Consider the following 15,925-nt stretch of genomic DNA (forward strand, 5'->3'; position numbering starts at 1 on the left):
ATCGGAGACTGATCGTGACCTTCATTTCCAAGACCCCACATGCCGACGTTGTCCTGATAGGCGGCGGCATCATGAGCGCAACGCTGGGGGCATTCCTCAAGCAGCTGGAGCCGGACTGGACCATCTCCTTGTTCGAACGGCTGGACCAGCCGGGGCTCGAAAGCTCAGATCCCTGGAACAACGCGGGAACGGGCCACGCGGCCCTCTGCGAACTGAACTACTCCCCCGCAGCCAAAGACGGCTCGGTCAGCCCCAACAAGGCGCTGCTCATCAATGAACAGTTCCAGCTTTCCCGCCAGTTCTGGTCCCATCTGGTGGACAACAGCCTGATCGGTTCCCCCAAGGGCTTCATCAACACCGTCCCGCACATGAGCTTCGTGATCGGCGAGGACCACACCCGGTTCCTGAAGACGCGGTACGAGGCCCTGAAGCCGCACACCCTGTTCCGGTCCATGGAGTACTCCGAGGACCACGCACAGATCGCCAAGTGGGCGCCGCTGATCGTCAAGGGCCGCGACCCCCAGCAGCGCGTTGCCGCCACCCGCGCCGCCGAGGGAACCGACGTCGACTTCGGGGCACTGACCCGTGAACTCACCGGCTACCTGGGGAACAACGGCGTCGAAATCAACTACGGCCATGACGTCACCGGCATCTCCCGCGCGTCCGACGGCGGCTGGGACCTGGCGCTGAAGCACCCGCGGTCAGGGGAGCACGGCAAGATCCACGCCAAGTTCGTTTTCGTCGGCGCCGGCGGCGGCGCTCTGCACCTGCTCCAGGCTTCCGGCATCCCCGAAAGCAAGGGCTACGGCGGATTCCCCGTCTCCGGGCAGTTCTTCCGCTGCACGGATGAGACGATTGCCGCCCAGCACAGCGCCAAGGTGTACGGCCAGGCCTCCGTCGGCGCCCCGCCGATGTCCGTACCGCACCTGGATACCCGCTATGTCAACGGCAAGCGCTCGCTCCTGTTCGGACCGTACGCCGGCTTCTCCACGAACTTCCTCAAGAACGGCTCCTACCTGGACCTGCCGCTGTCCATCCGGCCCAGCAACATCATCCCGATGCTCGCCGTGGCCAAGGACAACATGGACCTCACCGCATACCTGGTCAAGGAAGTGGCCAAGCGGCACGACCAGAAGGTCGGGGCACTGCGCGAGTACTACCCTGAGGCAAAGGGCGGAGACTGGGAACTTATCACCGCCGGCCAGCGTGTGCAGATCATCAAGAAAGATCCGCAAAAGGGCGGCGTCCTTCAGTTCGGAACCGAAGTGATCGCCGGCCGCGACGGCTCCATCGGCGCGCTCCTGGGCGCGTCGCCCGGAGCCTCCACCGCTGTCCCCATCATGATTGAACTGCTGCAGAAGACGTTCCCCAGGAACTTCAAGGGCTGGCAGTCCAAGCTCAAGGACATGATGCCCGGTTACGGGGTCAAGCTGGATGAAAATCCTGACCTGGCCGCGGAGCTGGAACGGGCCACGGCCAAGTCCCTCCAGCTGGAGAGCGTTTCCGCCAGCCATTGACCCTTCCGGGGCCAGCGGCTGGCACCCAGGGCATGTACCAGTCACTCGACCCCCAGGAGGGCACCCATGTTCCGGCTGGCGCACCTTTCCCTTGCCAACAGGGCCCTGATCGCGCTGATCACCGTCTTCGCCTCGGTGTTCGGCGTGATCACCATGTCCTCGCTGAAGCAGGAGCTCATCCCATCCATTGAGTTCCCGCAGATCACCGTGCTCAGCGCCATGCCCGGCGCCTCGCCCGAAGTGGTGGACAAGCAGGTCAGTGGCCCGCTGGAGAAGGCGCTGAACGGCGTGGAGGGGCTGGAATCCACCTCCTCCACGTCGCGCACGGGCGTCTCGCAGATCACCATGGTGTTCACCTATGGTTCGAACCTGGACCGCGCCCGGAACCAGATTGACCGCGCGATCTCCAATGCCAAGCGCACCCTCCCCAGCGACGTCCAGCCGCAGGCCATCGCTGGAAGCATCAGCGATTTCCCCATTGTTTTCCTGGCCGTCTCGTCGGACAAGCCGCTGAGCGAATTGAACGCCGACCTCCAGCGCCTCACGGTGCCCCGGCTGCAGAAGATCGACGGCGTCCGCAGCGCCGACGTTACCGGAGGGGCGTCGCAGCACATCGAAATCCTGCCCAGGGCCGATGCCGTTGCGGCCGCAGGCACAAGCCTCACGGCAATCCGCGATGCCCTGTCCAACAATGGGGCGCTGGTTCCGGCCGGAACACTCCAGGACCAGGGAAAGACCCTTTCGCTGCAGATCGGCAGCCCCGTCGATTCGCTCGACACCATCAAGGCCCTGCCGCTGGCCGGCGCCAAGAACGCAGCCACCATAGGTTCCGTTGCCGACGTATCGCTCAAGGACGACGAACGCACCTCCATCACCCGCACCAACGGGGTTGAGACCCTGGCCGTTTCGGTCACCAAGAAACCCGAGGGCGACACCGTGGGGATTTCCCACGCGGTGCGGGACTCCCTGCAGGATCTGCAGGCGGAACTGGGCTCAAACGCAAAGTTCACCCCCTTCTTCGACCAGGCACCGTTCATCGAAAAATCCATCAAGGACCTCACCACCGAAGGCCTGTTGGGGCTGGGATTCGCGGTCGCGGTCATCCTGCTCTTCCTGATGTCGGCCCGGTCCACCCTGGTCACCGCCGTGTCTATCCCGCTCTCGCTGCTCATCACGTTCATCGGCTTGTCGGGCACCGGCTACTCGCTGAACATCCTGACGCTTGGCGCGCTCACCATCGCAATCGGCCGCGTTGTGGACGATTCCATCGTGGTCATCGAAAACATCAAGCGGCACCTGAGCTACGGCGAGGAAAAGTCCGCGGCCATCCTCACCGCCATCAGGGAAGTGGCAGGGGCCATCACTGCATCCACCCTGACCACCGTGGCGGTCTTCCTGCCGATCGCTTTCGTGGGTGAACTGGCCGGCGAGCTCTTCCGGCCGTTCGCGCTGACGGTCACCATGGCGCTGCTCGCCTCGCTCCTGGTCTCCCTGACCATCGTCCCGGTTCTCGCCTACTGGTTCCTCAAGAACCCAGCAGGCGCGCCCGGCGGAGTTCTTGCCGGGTCCCCGGAGGCCCGCAGGATGGCCGACGAAGCAAAGGCAAAGGCCCACGACGCCGAGCAGCGCGGCCGGCTGCAGCGCGGCTACCTCCCGATCCTCCGGTCCACCCAGAAGCATCCGGTCATCACCCTGGTGGCCGCCGTCCTGGTGCTCGGCGCCACCGGCGCCATGACGCCGCTGCTGGCGACCAACCTGCTGGGGAATTCGGGACAGAACAGCCTGACCGTGCGCCAGGCGCTGCCGGCCGGGACCAGCCTGGCAGACACCAGCGCCGCCGCCATCCGCCTTGAGGAGGTCCTGCGCGGCATCGACGGCATCAAGGACGTCCAAGTGACCTCGGGCAACGCACAGGCCGGCTTCGCGGCACTCACCTCCAGCGGATCCTCGAACTCGACTTTCACCGTGGTCACCGACGAAAAGGCCAACCAGGAACGGCTCCAGGACACTGTCCGGTCCGAGCTGGCCAAGGTGCCTGGTTCCGGCAAGATCTCAGTGGGCACCCAGCAGGGCGGCTTCGGCACCTCATCCACGGTGGACGTCACCCTGAAGGCCGCCACCAGTGCCGACCTCCAAGCCGCCAGCGACACCATGGTTGCCGCCATGTCCGGCGTTCCCGGCACCAGCGAGGTGGCCAGCAACCTGGCCGCCAGCAACCCCGTGGTGCAGGTCAAGGTGGACCGGGCCAAAGCAGTGGCCGCCGGGCTGAATGAGGAACAGGTGGCCGGGGTCCTGGCTTCCACCATCAGCCCCATCCCTGCCGGGACGGTCCGCATCGACACCAATGACTACCCGGTCCGCATCGGCCAAGGCACCAAGTTCACCAGCATCGACGCGGTCCGCAACATCCCGTTGCCGGCCGGCGGCCGTCCTGTGACGCTGGGCAGCATCGCCTCCGTGGAGCAGGTGGATGTCCCCGTTTCCATTACGGCCAGCAATGGCGAGCGGACTGCCAAGGTGTCCATCACGCCGTCGGGCTCCAACCTGGGCGCGGTGAACACCGAAGTCCAGAAGCGCCTGGCGGACGTGCAGCTGCCGGCGGGCGTCACGGCCGAAATCGGCGGTGCCACCACCCAGCAGGCGGACTCGTTCCGGCAGCTGGGCCTGGCCCTGCTGGCTGCCATCGCCATCGTCTACGTGATCATGGTGGCCACCTTCAAATCCCTCATCCAGCCGCTGATCCTCCTGGTCTCCGTCCCGTTCGCGGCCACCGGAGCCGTGGCGCTCCTGCTGCTGACCGGGGTGCCGCTGGGCCTGCCGTCGCTGATCGGCATGCTGATGCTGGTGGGCATCGTGGTCACGAACGCAATCGTGCTGATCGATCTCATCAACCAGTACCGGCAGCCGCGGGACGGCAAGCCCGGAATGAATGTGGCGGACGCGATCACGAACGGCGCCCGGCAGCGCCTGCGGCCCATCCTCATGACGGCGCTGGCCACGGTCTTCGCGCTGACCCCTATGGCCCTTGGCCTCACCGGCGGCGGCGGCTTCATCTCCCAGCCGCTGGCTGTGGTGGTGATCGGCGGCCTGGTGTCCTCCACGGCGCTGACCCTGGTCCTGGTCCCCGTGCTGTACCGGCTGGTGGAGGGCCGCCGGGAGAAGAAGGCCCTGCTTCGGGATCTGCAGGCCCGTCCGGCGTTCGGGCCTGCGTCCGACGTCGACGCCGAGTTCAGGGATTGGACCACCGGTCAGATTCCCAAAGTCAGCGGCCGGCGCGCGGCCCCCGGCGGCGCTGAATAGGCTCCGTATTGCCCGCGATGCCCGTTCCGCCTCGGCGGTGCGGGCATCGCTGTGTTCCGGGGCTGTCGGGGCTTCCGTAGCTGTGGGAATATTCCGTCCAGCCGGGCGTTACAGCAGGCGATAGATGCAAATGCATCTAATTTGGTTTACACTTAAACCAAGCCAGCAAGTCCAGGAACGGAAAGGCACATCATGCAGATCGGTGTTTTCAGCGTCAGTGACATCACCACGGATCCCACCACGGGCCGTACCCCCACCGAGCACGAACGCATCAAGGCCTCGGTGGCCATCGCCAAGAAGGTCGAGGAAATCGGCATGGATGTCTACGCCCTGGGCGAGCACCACAACCGGCCCTTCTTCTCCTCCTCCCCCACCACCACGCTGGCCTACATCGCAGCGCAGACCGAGCGCATTATCCTCTCGACGGCCACCACGCTGATCACCACGAACGACCCCGTGAAAATCGCCGAGGACTTCGCAATGCTCCAGCACCTGTCCGACGGACGCGTGGACCTGGTCCTGGGCCGCGGCAACACCGCGCCCGTCTACCCCTGGTTCGGCAAGAACATCCAGGACGGCGTAGAGCTGGCCATCGAAAACTACAGCCTGCTGCGCAAGCTCTGGGACGAGGACACCGTGAACTGGTCCGGCAAGTTCCGCACCCCGCTGCAGAACTTCACGTCCACGCCGCGGCCGCTGGACGGCGTGGCCCCCTTCGTGTGGCACGGTTCCATCCGGACGCCGCAAATCGCCGAGGTGGCCGCCTACTTCGGCGACGGCTTCTTCGCCAACAACATCTTCTGGCCCAAGGAGCACTACCAGCAGCTGATCAGCCTCTACCGCGAGCGGTACGAGCACTACGGCCACGGCACAGCGGACCAGGCGATCGTTGGCCTGGGCGGCCAGTTCTTCATGCGGAAGAACTCCCAGGACGCGGTGAAGGAATTCCGCCCCTACTTCGACAACGCCCCCGTGTACGGGCACGGTCCGTCCCTGGAGGACTTCAGCTCGCAGACGCCGCTGACGGTGGGCAGCCCGCAGGAGGTCATCGAGAAGACCCTGACCTTCCGTGAATACTTCGGCGACTACCAGCGCCAGCTGTTCCTGATCGACCACGCGGGACTGCCGCTGAAGACCGTCCTGGAGCAGCTGGATCTGTTCGGCGAGGAAGTCCTGCCCACCCTGCGCAAGGAGTACGCGGCGCGGAAGCCCGCACAGGTTCCCGAGCCGCCCACCCACGCCGGGCGGGTCGCCGCTCTGCTGGCCGCCCAGGACGCCGAAAAAGCCGCCTCGGAGGCATGATGGCCGCGAAAGGATCCGACTCGCCGGTCCGGCTGGCGGCCGAAACATGGGAGTCGCTGTTCCGGGCCCAGGTTGCGGTGATGCGCAAACTGCAGTCCGGACCGGCGTTCCGCAAACTGGCCGTCAACGAATACGACGTCCTCTTCACGCTGTCCCGCTGCCCCTCGGGCTGGCTGCGGCTCAACGAGCTCAACGACAACGTCCTGCTCAGCCAGTCCAGCCTCAGCAGGCTGGTGGACCGGCTTGAAAAGCGCGGACTGGTAGCAAGGATGGCGGCACCCGAGGATGGCAGGGGCGTGCTGCTGCAGCTGACGGACGAGGGGCGGGAGCTCCAGAAGGAGATCGGCCGCGAGCACGTCCGCGATATCTCCGCGCTGGTGGCGCCCGCGCTGACGACGGCGGAACAAAAGGAACTCAAGAGGCTCACCGACAAGCTCCGCGCCTCACTGGGTACCGTTCCCCGGTAGGGCGGGCGGGTAGCCCGGCGTGCGCGGTGTCAGCCCAGCGCGACCAGCCGGGACGGGTCCTCAACGGGCAACCCGCCGTTGACCACTGCCGTGACGCGCAGCTGGGTCAGGGTCAGGCTGCCGCCTACCGTGGAAAGGAACGCCGTGTCCGATGAGTCCCGGCCGGCGGTGATCCTGAGCATCGATTCCCGCGGGGCAAGCCCGGTGGGGTCGATGACATGCCAGGCACCTTCAACGTAGGCTTCGGCCACCGCGTGGAAGTCCATGGGGCTCAGGCCGGGCGCATAGACGGCCGCAAGGCGTGCCGGAATGTCCTTGGAACGCAGCAGGGCGATGGCCAGGTGCGCGAAGTCCCGGCACACACCACGGCGGCTCAGCAGGGTCTCCACTGCCCCGTCCGTGCCGCGGGAGGAGCCGCTGATGTAGCGCAGCTCGCCGTTGACCCAGTTCCGGACCGCATGCAGCAGCCCGGCCCCGTGGATCCCGCCGAATTCGGCGTAGGCGGTAGGCAGCAGCCGGTCGGATTCGGCGTAACGGCTGGGGCGGACGTACCGGATCCGGTCCGCCAGCTCCGCCTCTTCCGGGACGGCGCGCCCGGTCACTGTAGCGGCGTATTCCACGGCAACCTCGGTGGGTTCGTCGAACTCCATGTAGTGGAGGCGGCCGCCGTGGTGATCGGATACCTCCGTGAGCGGCACGTCCGTTCCTCCTGCCATAACGGACAGGGATTCTTCAAAGGATGAGTAGCCACTGTTCCTCGCCGCGGCAATGGCCATGGCCACTTTGGTATGGGCTGTGGTCCTGAAGGCCAGGCGTGCGGAAACAGAGCGTTCCATGTCTCTCCGGGGGTGTTGGGGGCGGACGGACAGTCGCGGTCCCCGGCACCTGGTGGGTGCGGGCAGCGGGACTAGTTTTTGACCTTCAGCGACATTAGCATCCGCTGTACGTTGGCGAAGTCCGAACTCTCATTGACGTACTGGGCGGCCTGGGCGAGGGTATCGAACCCCATCGCCGGGGCCACTTTCTCGTCCGGCGAGAAGGCCTTCAGTGCAACCAGGTCGCCAAAGGAGTAGTCGCCCTTGCCGGCAGGCCCGCGCACCACGTTGCGCAGCTCGCACGCCTGCCCGTCGGTTCCGCCCACCAGGTTGGTGATGCCGTAGGAGCCGAAGTAGCGGTAGCCCTGGATCACCCGGTAGACCATCCGCGGCGGGATGGTTCCCTCCCCGCCTTGGGCGGCCAGGTCGAAGGGCACGCTGCTGATCACCGTGTAGGGGTGCCTGGCGTTGTCCGGGCAGTCGGTGGACGACGACGGCAGTCCGGTCCGCAGCGCGGCGACGAACGTTCCGTCGGGCTTCTTGACCTCGACCTTCAGGCCGCCGGGAAGGACACCCTCCTCGGGCGCCACCGACTGGGCTATCCAGTCCTGCGGCAGGTCGAAGCTCACTGCCTTGGCCGGATCCGAGTAGGTCTTCCAGGATGACGCCGTGGCGGCGGCCTGGGGTTCGGTGGCTGTGCCGGACGCCGAGGCGGGCGTGCTGCCGGACGCGCCCGGCGATGCCGTTGCCGCGCCGGATGCGACGGCTCCGGAGGCGTCCGGCTGTGCTGTCCAGCCCGGTCCGCTGCCGGCCTGGGGTCCCGAGCACCCCGCCAGCAGGACCGCGGCGGCGGCCAAGGACATCCGGGAAAGAACGGTCAATGTTGCCTTGCCTGTCATGGGAGCCAGCCTAACCGTGCCGGGCCGCCTTCCGGCGGCGGCCCGGCGGTGTTTCCGGGCCGCCGCCCCGGATGCCGCCCCGGGGTGCCACCTCGGTTCCGCGACCCGGGCGCCCTGCCGGCGTGTCGCCGTCGGACGCTCCTGCCCTGGCCGGGGACTAGGCTGGAGGCTATGGCGGAAGAGCAGCACGGCGCAGCCGAAGAGAACCCTGCGGAAATGTCCGCCCTTGACATCGCCGACTGGCGGCTGAGGACGTTTGCCCTCTATGACAACGTCCGCAAGATCTCCGCGGAGGACCCGGCCGAGGCGCACTCGTACTGGCGCCATCAACGCGACCTCATGTTCGCCACCCACCCTGCATCCGCCCTCACCGCGGCGGACAAGGCACGCTTCTCCGGGCTGAAGACGGCCGACTACGATCCGATCTACCGGTTCCACGTCCCGCTGACCAAGGAAGGCGCCGGCCGGCAGATGAGCGTGGACACCGGGACGGACGGCGTGGTCCACTTCGTCCGGCTGGGCACGTTCGACCTCCCCGAAATGGGCCAACTGGGGGTCTGGAAGATCCACGGATACGGCGGCGGCATCTTCGTCCCGTTCCGGGATGCGACCGCGGGCCAGCCGGGGGGAACCTACGGGGCCGGCCGCTACCTGCTGGATACCATCAAGGGTGCTTTCCACGGCGTCCAGGGCACCGGTCCGGACGCCACGTTCGTTGTGGACTTCAACTTCGCGTACAACCCCTCCTGCGCCTACAACGAGGCCTGGGCATGTCCGCTGCCCGGCCCGTCCAACCGGCTGGCCGTGGAAATTCCTGTGGGCGAGCTGTACTGACCATGGCCGGCTCCCCCACGAGCGCGCGGCACGCCGTGTCCCCGCTGGATCGCCCGCTGTCCCCGGCCCGAGGCGCCAACGGCGCCCCCGGTGGAACCGCGTGACGGACGGAACGTCCGCCCCCGCCATCCAGGAAACGCCGACCCGCCGCTTCCCCGCCACCCGGCACTACCGCGGAGTCCTGCGCTTCCCGGCCATCCGTCAACTGCTCCGCTTCACCGGCGTCGGCGTCATCTGCACGGCGGCCTCTCTTGGACTGTATGCCCTGCTTCGGCCATGGCTGGGCGCGCAGCTGGCCAACGCGGTGGCACTGGTCCTCACATCCCTGTTGAACACGGCCTTGAACCGGCGGCTGACGTTCAAGATTGCCGGCGGCCAGCGGCGGACCCGCGACCACCTCAACGGCCTGGTGGTGATCGCCGTGGCGCTGGTCATCACGGGCAGCAGCCTGGGCGTGCTGCACTGGTTCAACCCGGACGCCACGGTGGGGGATGAACTGGTGGCAACCACCCTGTCCGGCTTCCTGGCCACCGCCGTGCGGTTCTGCATGCTGCGGCACTGGATCTTCCGCCGCGCGCGCCACCGCTGATATGTAGGTTTCCGCGGATGTTCAGGCCGCGCGGCCGGCAGGTGCCGGGCGGCCCGGCTAGCGGCCCTGGCCGGCGCCGAGGTTCCTGACGCCGGCGACGGCGGCCCTGACGGCTGCCGCAGCCTGGTCCAGGTCCTGCCGGGCTACGGATGCGTCGAAACTGAAGCGGACAGCGGTCTGGGCAAGCTCCGCGGGCATCCCCAGGGCCGTGAGGACCGGCGACGGAGCATCGGAGCCGGCAGCGCAGGCCGAGCCGCTGGAGCAGACCACTCCGCGGCGTTCCAGCTCCAGGAGGACTGACTCGCCACTGGTTCCCGGGAAGCAGAACGACGCCACTGACGGCAGCCGTTCGGAGGGATGGCCGGTGAGGACGGCGTCCGGCACGCCCTCCAGCACCGCCCCGATGAACCGGTCGCGCAGGGCAGCCACCCTGTCACGCTGGTCCTCCTGCCCCGCATGGGCCAATGTCAGCGCGGTGGCCAGGCCCACCGCACCGGCCACGTTTTCGGTGCCCGAGCGGCGTCCCCGTTCCTGGCCCCCGCCGTGGATCACCGGTTCGACCCTGGTGCGGCTGCGGACGTAGAGCATCCCGCACCCCTTGGGGGCTCCCAGCTTGTGTCCGGAGATGCTCATTGCGTCCACGCCCAGCGCCCTGGTGTCCAGCGGCAGCCAGCCGGCCGCCTGGACGGCATCTGTGTGGAACGGGATGCCATGGCTGCGGGCCACTTCCGCCAGGGCGGCGATGGGCTGCACGGTGCCGATCTCGTTGTTGGCGTACATGACGCTGACCAGCGCTGTTTCCGGGCCGAGCACCGCGGCAAGCGCGTCCTGGCTGACCAGGCCGGACCCGTCGACGGGCACCACGTCCACCACGAAGCCGTGGAAGCGCTCAAGGTAGCTGGCGGATTCCTCCACCGCCGGGTGCTCGACGGCGCTGATCACCACGCGGTTAAGGCGTGGGTTCGCGGCCTGCCGGGCCAGGGCGATTCCTTTGACGGCGAGGTTGTCCGCTTCCGTACCGCCGGACGTGAAGACCACTTCCCCGGCCCGGCAGCCAAGGATGCCGGCCACGGCGGACCGTGCCCCGGCGAGTGCCGCTGCCGCCGCCTCACCGAGCGTGTGGTGGCTGGAGGGGTTCCCGAACCCGCCGGTGAGGTACGGCCACATGGCGTCCAGCACCTCGCGGCGGACGGGCGTGGTGGCGGCGGCATCAAGGAAGATCACGGGTCACCCGGCAGTCAGTTCGACATCCAGGCCCAGGTCCAGGGCGGCCACGGTGTGCGTGAGTGCCCCCACCGAGATGACGTCCACGCCGGTGGCGGCGATCGCCGCGACGGTTTCGAGGTTGACGTTGCCGCTGGCCTCCACCAGTGCCCGTCCGGAAACCAGGGCCACCCCGGCCCGCAGCTCCGGCACCGTGAAGTTGTCCAGCATGATGGTGTCCACCCCTGCTGCCAGGACGGGCTCGATCTGGTCCATCCGGTCGACTTCCACTTCGAAGTGGGTGGTGTGTCCCAGCTGTGCCTTGGCCGCCAGCAGGAGCCCGGTGAGTTTAGCCGGGTCACCGCCGGTCATCACGGCCAGGTGGTTGTCCTTGGCCAGGACAGCGTCAGACAGGCTGTACCGGTGGTTGGAGCCACCCCCGCACCGGACGGCGTAGCGTTCCAGGACACGCAGCCCCGGGGTGGTTTTGCGGGTGTCGGTGATGCGCGCCCGGGTACCCTCGGTGAGCCGCACGAACCCGGCGGTCTTGGTGGCGATCGCGGACATCCGCTGGACCAGGTTGAGCGCCACCCGTTCCGCCAGCAGCACCGAACGCGCGGTTCCGCTGACCCGGGCCAGGTGCGTGCCGGCGTCGAACGCCTGGCCGTCCGCCACGAGCAGTTCCACCTGCGTGGCGGGGTCCACCAGCTGCATGGCGTCCCGGAAGACGGTGGCCCCGCTGAGGATGCCCGGGACGCGGGCATTGAGGACGGCGGTGGCGCGTGCCCCGGCGGGGATCAACAGTTGGGAGGTGATATCGCCGGAGGGGGCGTCCTCGGCGAAGGCCCGTTCCAGGATGTCCCGCACGGGGGCCGCCGGAAGGGCCAGATCGAGGGAGGGTCGCACGGCAGCGGCCTGGTCGATTACGGCGGGTTCAGTCATGGAGCAGGCTCGCTTTCGGGCGCGGAGGGCAGGTGTTTTCAGGTTCGGCAGCTTCATCGCTGCGGTAATGGGCGCCCAGCGACTCGGTGCGGTTCAGCGCGGCAGCCACCAGCAGCCGGGCAGCCAGCAGGAGGTTCCGGTCCTCATGCACCACAGGATCACCCGAGGAGGTGTCACCGTCAGGACAAACGACGCCGGCCCACCGGTCAAGCGTCCGGGCAGCCCGAGCCAACAACTCCCCGGACCGCAAAACCCCGGCGTTGGCAGTCATCAGTGAGCGGAGCGCGTCACGGGAGAAGGGTTCCCCGGCATCCCCACCCCTACCGAAGCTGGACGGCCAACTCCCGCCCGGCGCACCTGAGCGACCCGCCGCGCCTTCTAAAGCAGCAGGGATGGTGACACGGGCACTTGCGTCTGGCGGCAGGGGTGCGGAAGCGTGCGTCAAGCGGAGGCCGCCCGCGGCCGAGGCAGCACGCGGAGCATCGCTGCCGCGGGACGCGTCCCAGCCCGGGACACCAGAGAGGAAGTCTTCAACAGCGCGGCGGCCGAAGACGAGTCCCTCCAGTAGGGAGTTGCTGGCCAACCGGTTTGCCCCTTGGACCCCGGTGCACGCAACCTCGCCGGCGGCGTAGAGGCCGGGGACGGTGGTGCGGGCGGAGAGGTCGGTGGCCACCCCGCCCATCCAGTAGTGGGCGGCGGGGGCGACGGGGACCAGTTCGCGGGTCCAGTCGATGCCGGCGTCGACGGTTTTCCGGGTGAGGGTGGGGAACCGCCGGCCCAGGAACCCCTCGCCTTTGGCCTGTTCGATGCCGCGGGCGTCGAGGTAGACGTGGCCGTTGGGGTCGCCGAGTTTGGCCAGGTGGAGCGCGATGCTGCGTGAGACGACGTCGCGGGGCGCCAGTTCGGCGTCGGGATGGTAGGCCTGCATGAAGCGCCTGCCGCCGGCGTCCAGCAGGGTGGCCCCTTCGCCGCGGACCGCCTCGGAGATCAGCAGCGGACCGTCCAGCCGGCCGGGGTGGGCGGTGGCGGAGCTGACCAGGCAGGTGGGGTGGAATTGGAAGAATTCGAGGTCTTTGACGGCTGCCCCGGCGCGGACGGCGAGCGCCAGCCCGTCGGCGGTGGCCACGCCGGGGTTGGTGGTTTGGGCGAACAGCTGACCTGCTCCGCCGCTGGCCAGCAGGACGGCATCGGCGGCCAGGCTGGACTGCCGGCCCGCCTGGAGGTAGTCGACTCCGCTGACGTTGCCGTTCGTGGTGACCAGGGCGGTCACCTGCGCCAGGGGAAGGAGCGTGAGCCTGCCCTGGTCGTGCCGGGAGAGCACGGCCTGGATGAGCGCGGCGGCCACCCGCGCACCCGTGGCGTCCCCGCCTGCGTGCAGGATGCGCGGGGCACTGTGTGCGGCTTCAAGCCCAAGCGCCGGGCCGTCGTCGTGCGTTCCGTCTCCGGCGTCGGTGCGTCCTGATCCGGCGGGCCGGGGTGTGCCCGGCGCGGCGTCGAAGGCGACCCCGTACCGTTGGAGCCCGGCGATATCCCGGCGCGCCTGGGTGCACATCAGCCGGACGGCGGCCTCGTTGCAGTGGCCTGCCCCGGCCCGGAGCGTGTCGGCGATGTGTGCGGCAACGGTGTCTCCGGGCGACGGTTCGCCGAGCACTGCCGAGATGCCGCCCTGGGCGTACCAGGTGTTGCTGTCCTCCAGTGCGCCTTTGGTCAGCAGCACCACGTCCGCACCGGCGTCGGCTGCAAGCAGCGCAGCATAAAGGCCGGCGATGCCGCTTCCGACGACGGCGAGGCGCCGGGCGGGCGCGACGGGCTGGCGGGTCATTACGGCCTCGCAGCGAGCATGCGCTCGAGGGCCGTCCTGGCGTTGGCCTGAACGTCCTCATCCACGGTGATGCGGTTGACGATCCTGCCGGCGACCAGTTCTTCCAGGACCCAGGCCAGGTAGCCGGGGTGAATGCGGTACATCGTGGAGCAGGGGCAGATGACCGGGTCCAGGCAGAAGATGGTGTGCTGCGGGTACTCGGCGGCGAGCCGGTTCACCATGTTGATCTCGGTTCCAATGGCGAACGTGGTGGGCTCGGTGGCGGCCGCGATGGCTTTCTTGATGAAGTCGGTGGAGCCGGCGGAATCGGCGGCGTCCACCACTTCCATGGGGCACTCGGGGTGCACGATCACCTGGACGCCGGGGTAGTCGGCGCGGGCCTTGTCGATCTGCGCCACGTTGAACCGCTTGTGGACGGAGCAGAATCCGTGCCAGAGGATGACGCGGGAGTCAAGGAGTTCCTGCTCCCCGTTGCCGCCGAGGTCCTTGCGCGGGTTCCACATGGGCATCTGCTCCAGGGGCACGCCGAGCGCCTTGGCGGTGTTGCGGCCCAGGTGCTGGTCCGGGAAGAACAGCACCCGCTGTGCCCGCTCGAAGGCCCACTCCAGGACGGTCCTGGCGTTGGAGGAGGTGCAGACGATGCCGCCGTGTTCGCCGCAGAACGCCTTCAGGGCTGCGGAGGAGTTCATGTAGGTGACGGGGATGACCGGAACCCGGCCGTCGGCGTCGGGCTCGGTGCCGAAGATTTCCGCCAGCTGGTCCCAGCATTCTTCAACGGAGTCCTCGTCCGCCATGTCCGCCATGGAGCAGCCGGCGGCAAGGTTGGGCAGGATGACTGCCTGCTCCGGGGTGGACAGGATATCCGCGGTCTCGGCCATGAAGTGGACCCCGCAGAAGATGATCGCTTCCGCCTCCGGCCGGGTCAGCGCTGCGTTGGCGAGCTGGAACGAGTCCCCCACGAAGTCGGCGTACTGGACCACCTCATCGCGCTGGTAGAAGTGTCCCAGGATGACGGCACGCTCACCGAGGGTGGCCTTTGCCGCCTTGATCCGTTCGCCCAGTTCGGCATCGCTGGCCAGCTTGTATTCCTCCGGCAGCTGACCCTGGCGTGGCGTGGAGGCGGGAGCGGGGTCGGCGCTTGATGCGCCGGGACCGTACGCCGGGATGCCTGCGAGCGCCTCGGCGAGGTCGTAGTCCCAGGGCCCCTTCGCCAGGGCCGGGCTGCAGGTGCTGGGTTCCGCGGCGGCGCCTTTTTCGGCCTGTTCGCGCGTGATCAGCTGGATTGCCGTGTTGACGCTGCTCATGGTGTGCTCCTGTTGTCTGGGTCAAGGCCTGGCCGGCCGGTGTAGCGGTAGAGGCGTGGCGGGCGGTGTTTGCCGCCCTGGAGGTATTCCCCGGTTTCTTCGATTTCCGGGGTGGACTTGAGTTGGCGGCGGAAATTGGCTGGATCCAGTTGGCGGTCCAGGACGGCTTCGTAGACTTCGCGGACCTGGGCCAGGGTGAAGTACTCCCCCAGCAGGTGGTAGGCGATGGAGCCGTAGGCGAGCTTGTTGCGCAGGCGCCAGAGGGCGTAGTCGACGATCGCATTGTGGTCGAAGGCCAGGTCCCCCAGGCGGTCGGCCCGGAACCATCTGACGTTCTCGGATTCATCCGCGAGCGCCGCCTCCGTGGGCTGGACCAGGGCCCAGTAGACGATCGAGACGACGCGCTGGGTGGGTGAGCGGTGCAGGCCGCCGAAAGCGTACAGCTGCTCGAGGTAGCTGGGGCTGAGGCCCGTGGTTTCCTGCAGGTTCCTGGACGCGGCGTCCTGCAACGACTCGTCGTGGCTCAGGGGGCCACCCGGCAAGGCCCAGAGTCCCTTGAAGGGTTCCCTGATACGGCGGACCAGCGGCAGCCACAGCGTGGGCCGGCCCGAGGTGGCGCTGGGGCGCAGGGCAAAGATCACCGTGGAGATGGCGAGCGACGGCGGCGCGGCCTGCCGCTCGGACACGTTGGCTGAGCTGTAGTACACCGTCACACCGCCTTTCATTACCCCGCCATCGGGGCCGCCCATCCTAGTTATAGTCACTCTGACCAAAACTAATTTTACGGCCAGCCGGACGGAAAGGGAAATGTTTCCGCGGCAGCGGCTGACGCACCGCCGCGGCGGCGGGAAGCTGCGGCCGGACGCCGGGACGGGCGTGCGTTTTTGGCCGGCTGCCGGACGCGGTAAATTCAAGTGGTCCCAAAAGGACC

Annotated in this window: 13 protein-coding genes; 6 read left to right on the plus strand and 7 right to left on the minus strand. The window is 68.0% G+C overall.

Annotation, left to right across the window (positions count from 1 at the left end):
- Positions 1-14: 14 nt before the first annotated feature.
- The 4 genes from AB4Y79_RS15220 (at position 15) to AB4Y79_RS15235 (ending at position 6,586) form a co-directional block, all read left to right on the plus strand.
- Positions 15-1,517, plus strand: coding sequence for a malate:quinone oxidoreductase (locus AB4Y79_RS15220; protein WP_441863401.1), 1,503 nt, complete (start codon positions 15-17; stop codon positions 1,515-1,517).
- 66 nt (positions 1,518-1,583) lie between these two features.
- On the plus strand, positions 1,584-4,817 hold the full coding sequence (locus tag AB4Y79_RS15225) for an efflux RND transporter permease subunit (RefSeq protein ID WP_441863404.1): 3,234 nt from the start codon (positions 1,584-1,586) through the stop codon (positions 4,815-4,817).
- Between the two features lie 192 nt (positions 4,818-5,009).
- Positions 5,010-6,119, plus strand: a complete 1,110-nt coding sequence (locus tag AB4Y79_RS15230) for an LLM class flavin-dependent oxidoreductase (RefSeq protein WP_441863406.1) — start codon at positions 5,010-5,012, stop codon at positions 6,117-6,119.
- The gene (locus AB4Y79_RS15235; protein WP_441863408.1) at positions 6,119-6,586 is read left to right on the plus strand and encodes a MarR family winged helix-turn-helix transcriptional regulator; all 468 of its coding nucleotides are present in this window, start codon (positions 6,119-6,121) and stop codon (positions 6,584-6,586) included. The genes AB4Y79_RS15230 and AB4Y79_RS15235 overlap by 1 nt, the downstream gene beginning before the upstream one ends.
- A gap of 29 nt (positions 6,587-6,615) precedes the next feature.
- Here the strand turns inward: AB4Y79_RS15235 and AB4Y79_RS15240 are convergent, their stop codons facing one another.
- Positions 6,616-7,422, minus strand: coding sequence for a transglutaminase-like domain-containing protein (locus tag AB4Y79_RS15240; RefSeq protein WP_441863410.1), 807 nt, complete (start codon positions 7,420-7,422; stop codon positions 6,616-6,618).
- A gap of 71 nt (positions 7,423-7,493) precedes the next feature.
- Positions 7,494-8,300, minus strand: a complete 807-nt coding sequence (locus tag AB4Y79_RS15245; RefSeq protein WP_441863412.1) for a hypothetical protein — start codon at positions 8,298-8,300, stop codon at positions 7,494-7,496.
- Positions 8,301-8,471: 171 nt separating this feature from the next.
- Here AB4Y79_RS15245 and AB4Y79_RS15250 point away from each other — a divergent pair, with 171 nt between their 5' ends.
- Positions 8,472-9,134, plus strand: a complete 663-nt coding sequence (locus tag AB4Y79_RS15250) for a DUF1684 domain-containing protein (RefSeq protein WP_441863415.1) — start codon at positions 8,472-8,474, stop codon at positions 9,132-9,134.
- A 100-nt stretch (positions 9,135-9,234) separates the two neighbouring features.
- Positions 9,235-9,723 carry a GtrA family protein gene (locus AB4Y79_RS15255; RefSeq protein ID WP_441863417.1) on the plus strand — a complete coding sequence of 163 codons (489 nt, stop codon included), beginning with the start codon at positions 9,235-9,237 and terminating at the stop codon, positions 9,721-9,723.
- A 57-nt stretch (positions 9,724-9,780) separates the two neighbouring features.
- Here the strand turns inward: AB4Y79_RS15255 and AB4Y79_RS15260 are convergent, their stop codons facing one another.
- The 5 genes from AB4Y79_RS15260 to AB4Y79_RS15280 are packed head-to-tail and all read right to left on the minus strand — an operon-like array spanning position 9,781 to position 15,719.
- Complete coding sequence (locus AB4Y79_RS15260; RefSeq protein WP_441863419.1) at positions 9,781-10,947, minus strand: cysteine desulfurase family protein; 1,167 nt, start codon at positions 10,945-10,947, stop codon at positions 9,781-9,783.
- Positions 10,948-10,950: 3 nt separating this feature from the next.
- Positions 10,951-11,868: a carboxylating nicotinate-nucleotide diphosphorylase gene (nadC, locus tag AB4Y79_RS15265; protein ID WP_441863422.1), complete on the minus strand. Its 918-nt coding sequence runs from the start codon at positions 11,866-11,868 to the stop codon at positions 10,951-10,953.
- On the minus strand, positions 11,861-13,690 hold the full coding sequence (locus AB4Y79_RS15270) for an L-aspartate oxidase (protein ID WP_441863424.1): 1,830 nt from the start codon (positions 13,688-13,690) through the stop codon (positions 11,861-11,863). The genes nadC and AB4Y79_RS15270 overlap by 8 nt, the downstream gene beginning before the upstream one ends.
- Positions 13,690-14,994 (minus strand): quinolinate synthase NadA, encoded by a 1,305-nt coding sequence (nadA, locus tag AB4Y79_RS15275; protein WP_441863426.1) that lies wholly within the window; start codon positions 14,992-14,994, stop codon positions 13,690-13,692. The genes AB4Y79_RS15270 and nadA overlap by 1 nt, the downstream gene beginning before the upstream one ends.
- Entirely contained in the window at positions 14,991-15,719 is a 729-nt protein-coding gene (locus AB4Y79_RS15280; RefSeq protein ID WP_441863428.1) for an NUDIX hydrolase, read from the minus strand. Before AB4Y79_RS15280 ends, nadA begins: the two co-directional genes overlap by 4 nt.
- Positions 15,720-15,925: the final 206 nt, after the last annotated feature.

This window comes from Pseudarthrobacter sp. YAF2 (genome assembly GCF_052113345.1).
Lineage (GTDB): Bacteria > Actinomycetota > Actinomycetes > Actinomycetales > Micrococcaceae > Arthrobacter.

Bases quoted from the DNA above. Each gene is read 5' to 3' on its own strand.
- AB4Y79_RS15280 (WP_441863428.1), bottom strand. From the start codon at position 15,719: ATGAAAGGCGGTGTGACGGTGTACTACAGCTCAGCCAACGTGTCCGAG.
- AB4Y79_RS15230 (WP_441863406.1), top strand. From the start codon at position 5,010: ATGCAGATCGGTGTTTTCAGCGTCAGTGACATCACCACGGATCCCACC.
- AB4Y79_RS15270 (WP_441863424.1), bottom strand. From the start codon at position 13,690: ATGACCCGCCAGCCCGTCGCGCCCGCCCGGCGCCTCGCCGTCGTCGGA.
- AB4Y79_RS15240 (WP_441863410.1), bottom strand. From the start codon at position 7,422: ATGGAACGCTCTGTTTCCGCACGCCTGGCCTTCAGGACCACAGCCCAT.
- AB4Y79_RS15235 (WP_441863408.1), top strand. From the start codon at position 6,119: ATGGCCGCGAAAGGATCCGACTCGCCGGTCCGGCTGGCGGCCGAAACA.
- nadA (WP_441863426.1), bottom strand. From the start codon at position 14,994: ATGAGCAGCGTCAACACGGCAATCCAGCTGATCACGCGCGAACAGGCC.
- nadC (WP_441863422.1), bottom strand. From the start codon at position 11,868: ATGACTGAACCCGCCGTAATCGACCAGGCCGCTGCCGTGCGACCCTCC.
- AB4Y79_RS15250 (WP_441863415.1), top strand. From the start codon at position 8,472: ATGGCGGAAGAGCAGCACGGCGCAGCCGAAGAGAACCCTGCGGAAATG.
- AB4Y79_RS15245 (WP_441863412.1), bottom strand. From the start codon at position 8,300: ATGACAGGCAAGGCAACATTGACCGTTCTTTCCCGGATGTCCTTGGCC.
- AB4Y79_RS15225 (WP_441863404.1), top strand. From the start codon at position 1,584: ATGTTCCGGCTGGCGCACCTTTCCCTTGCCAACAGGGCCCTGATCGCG.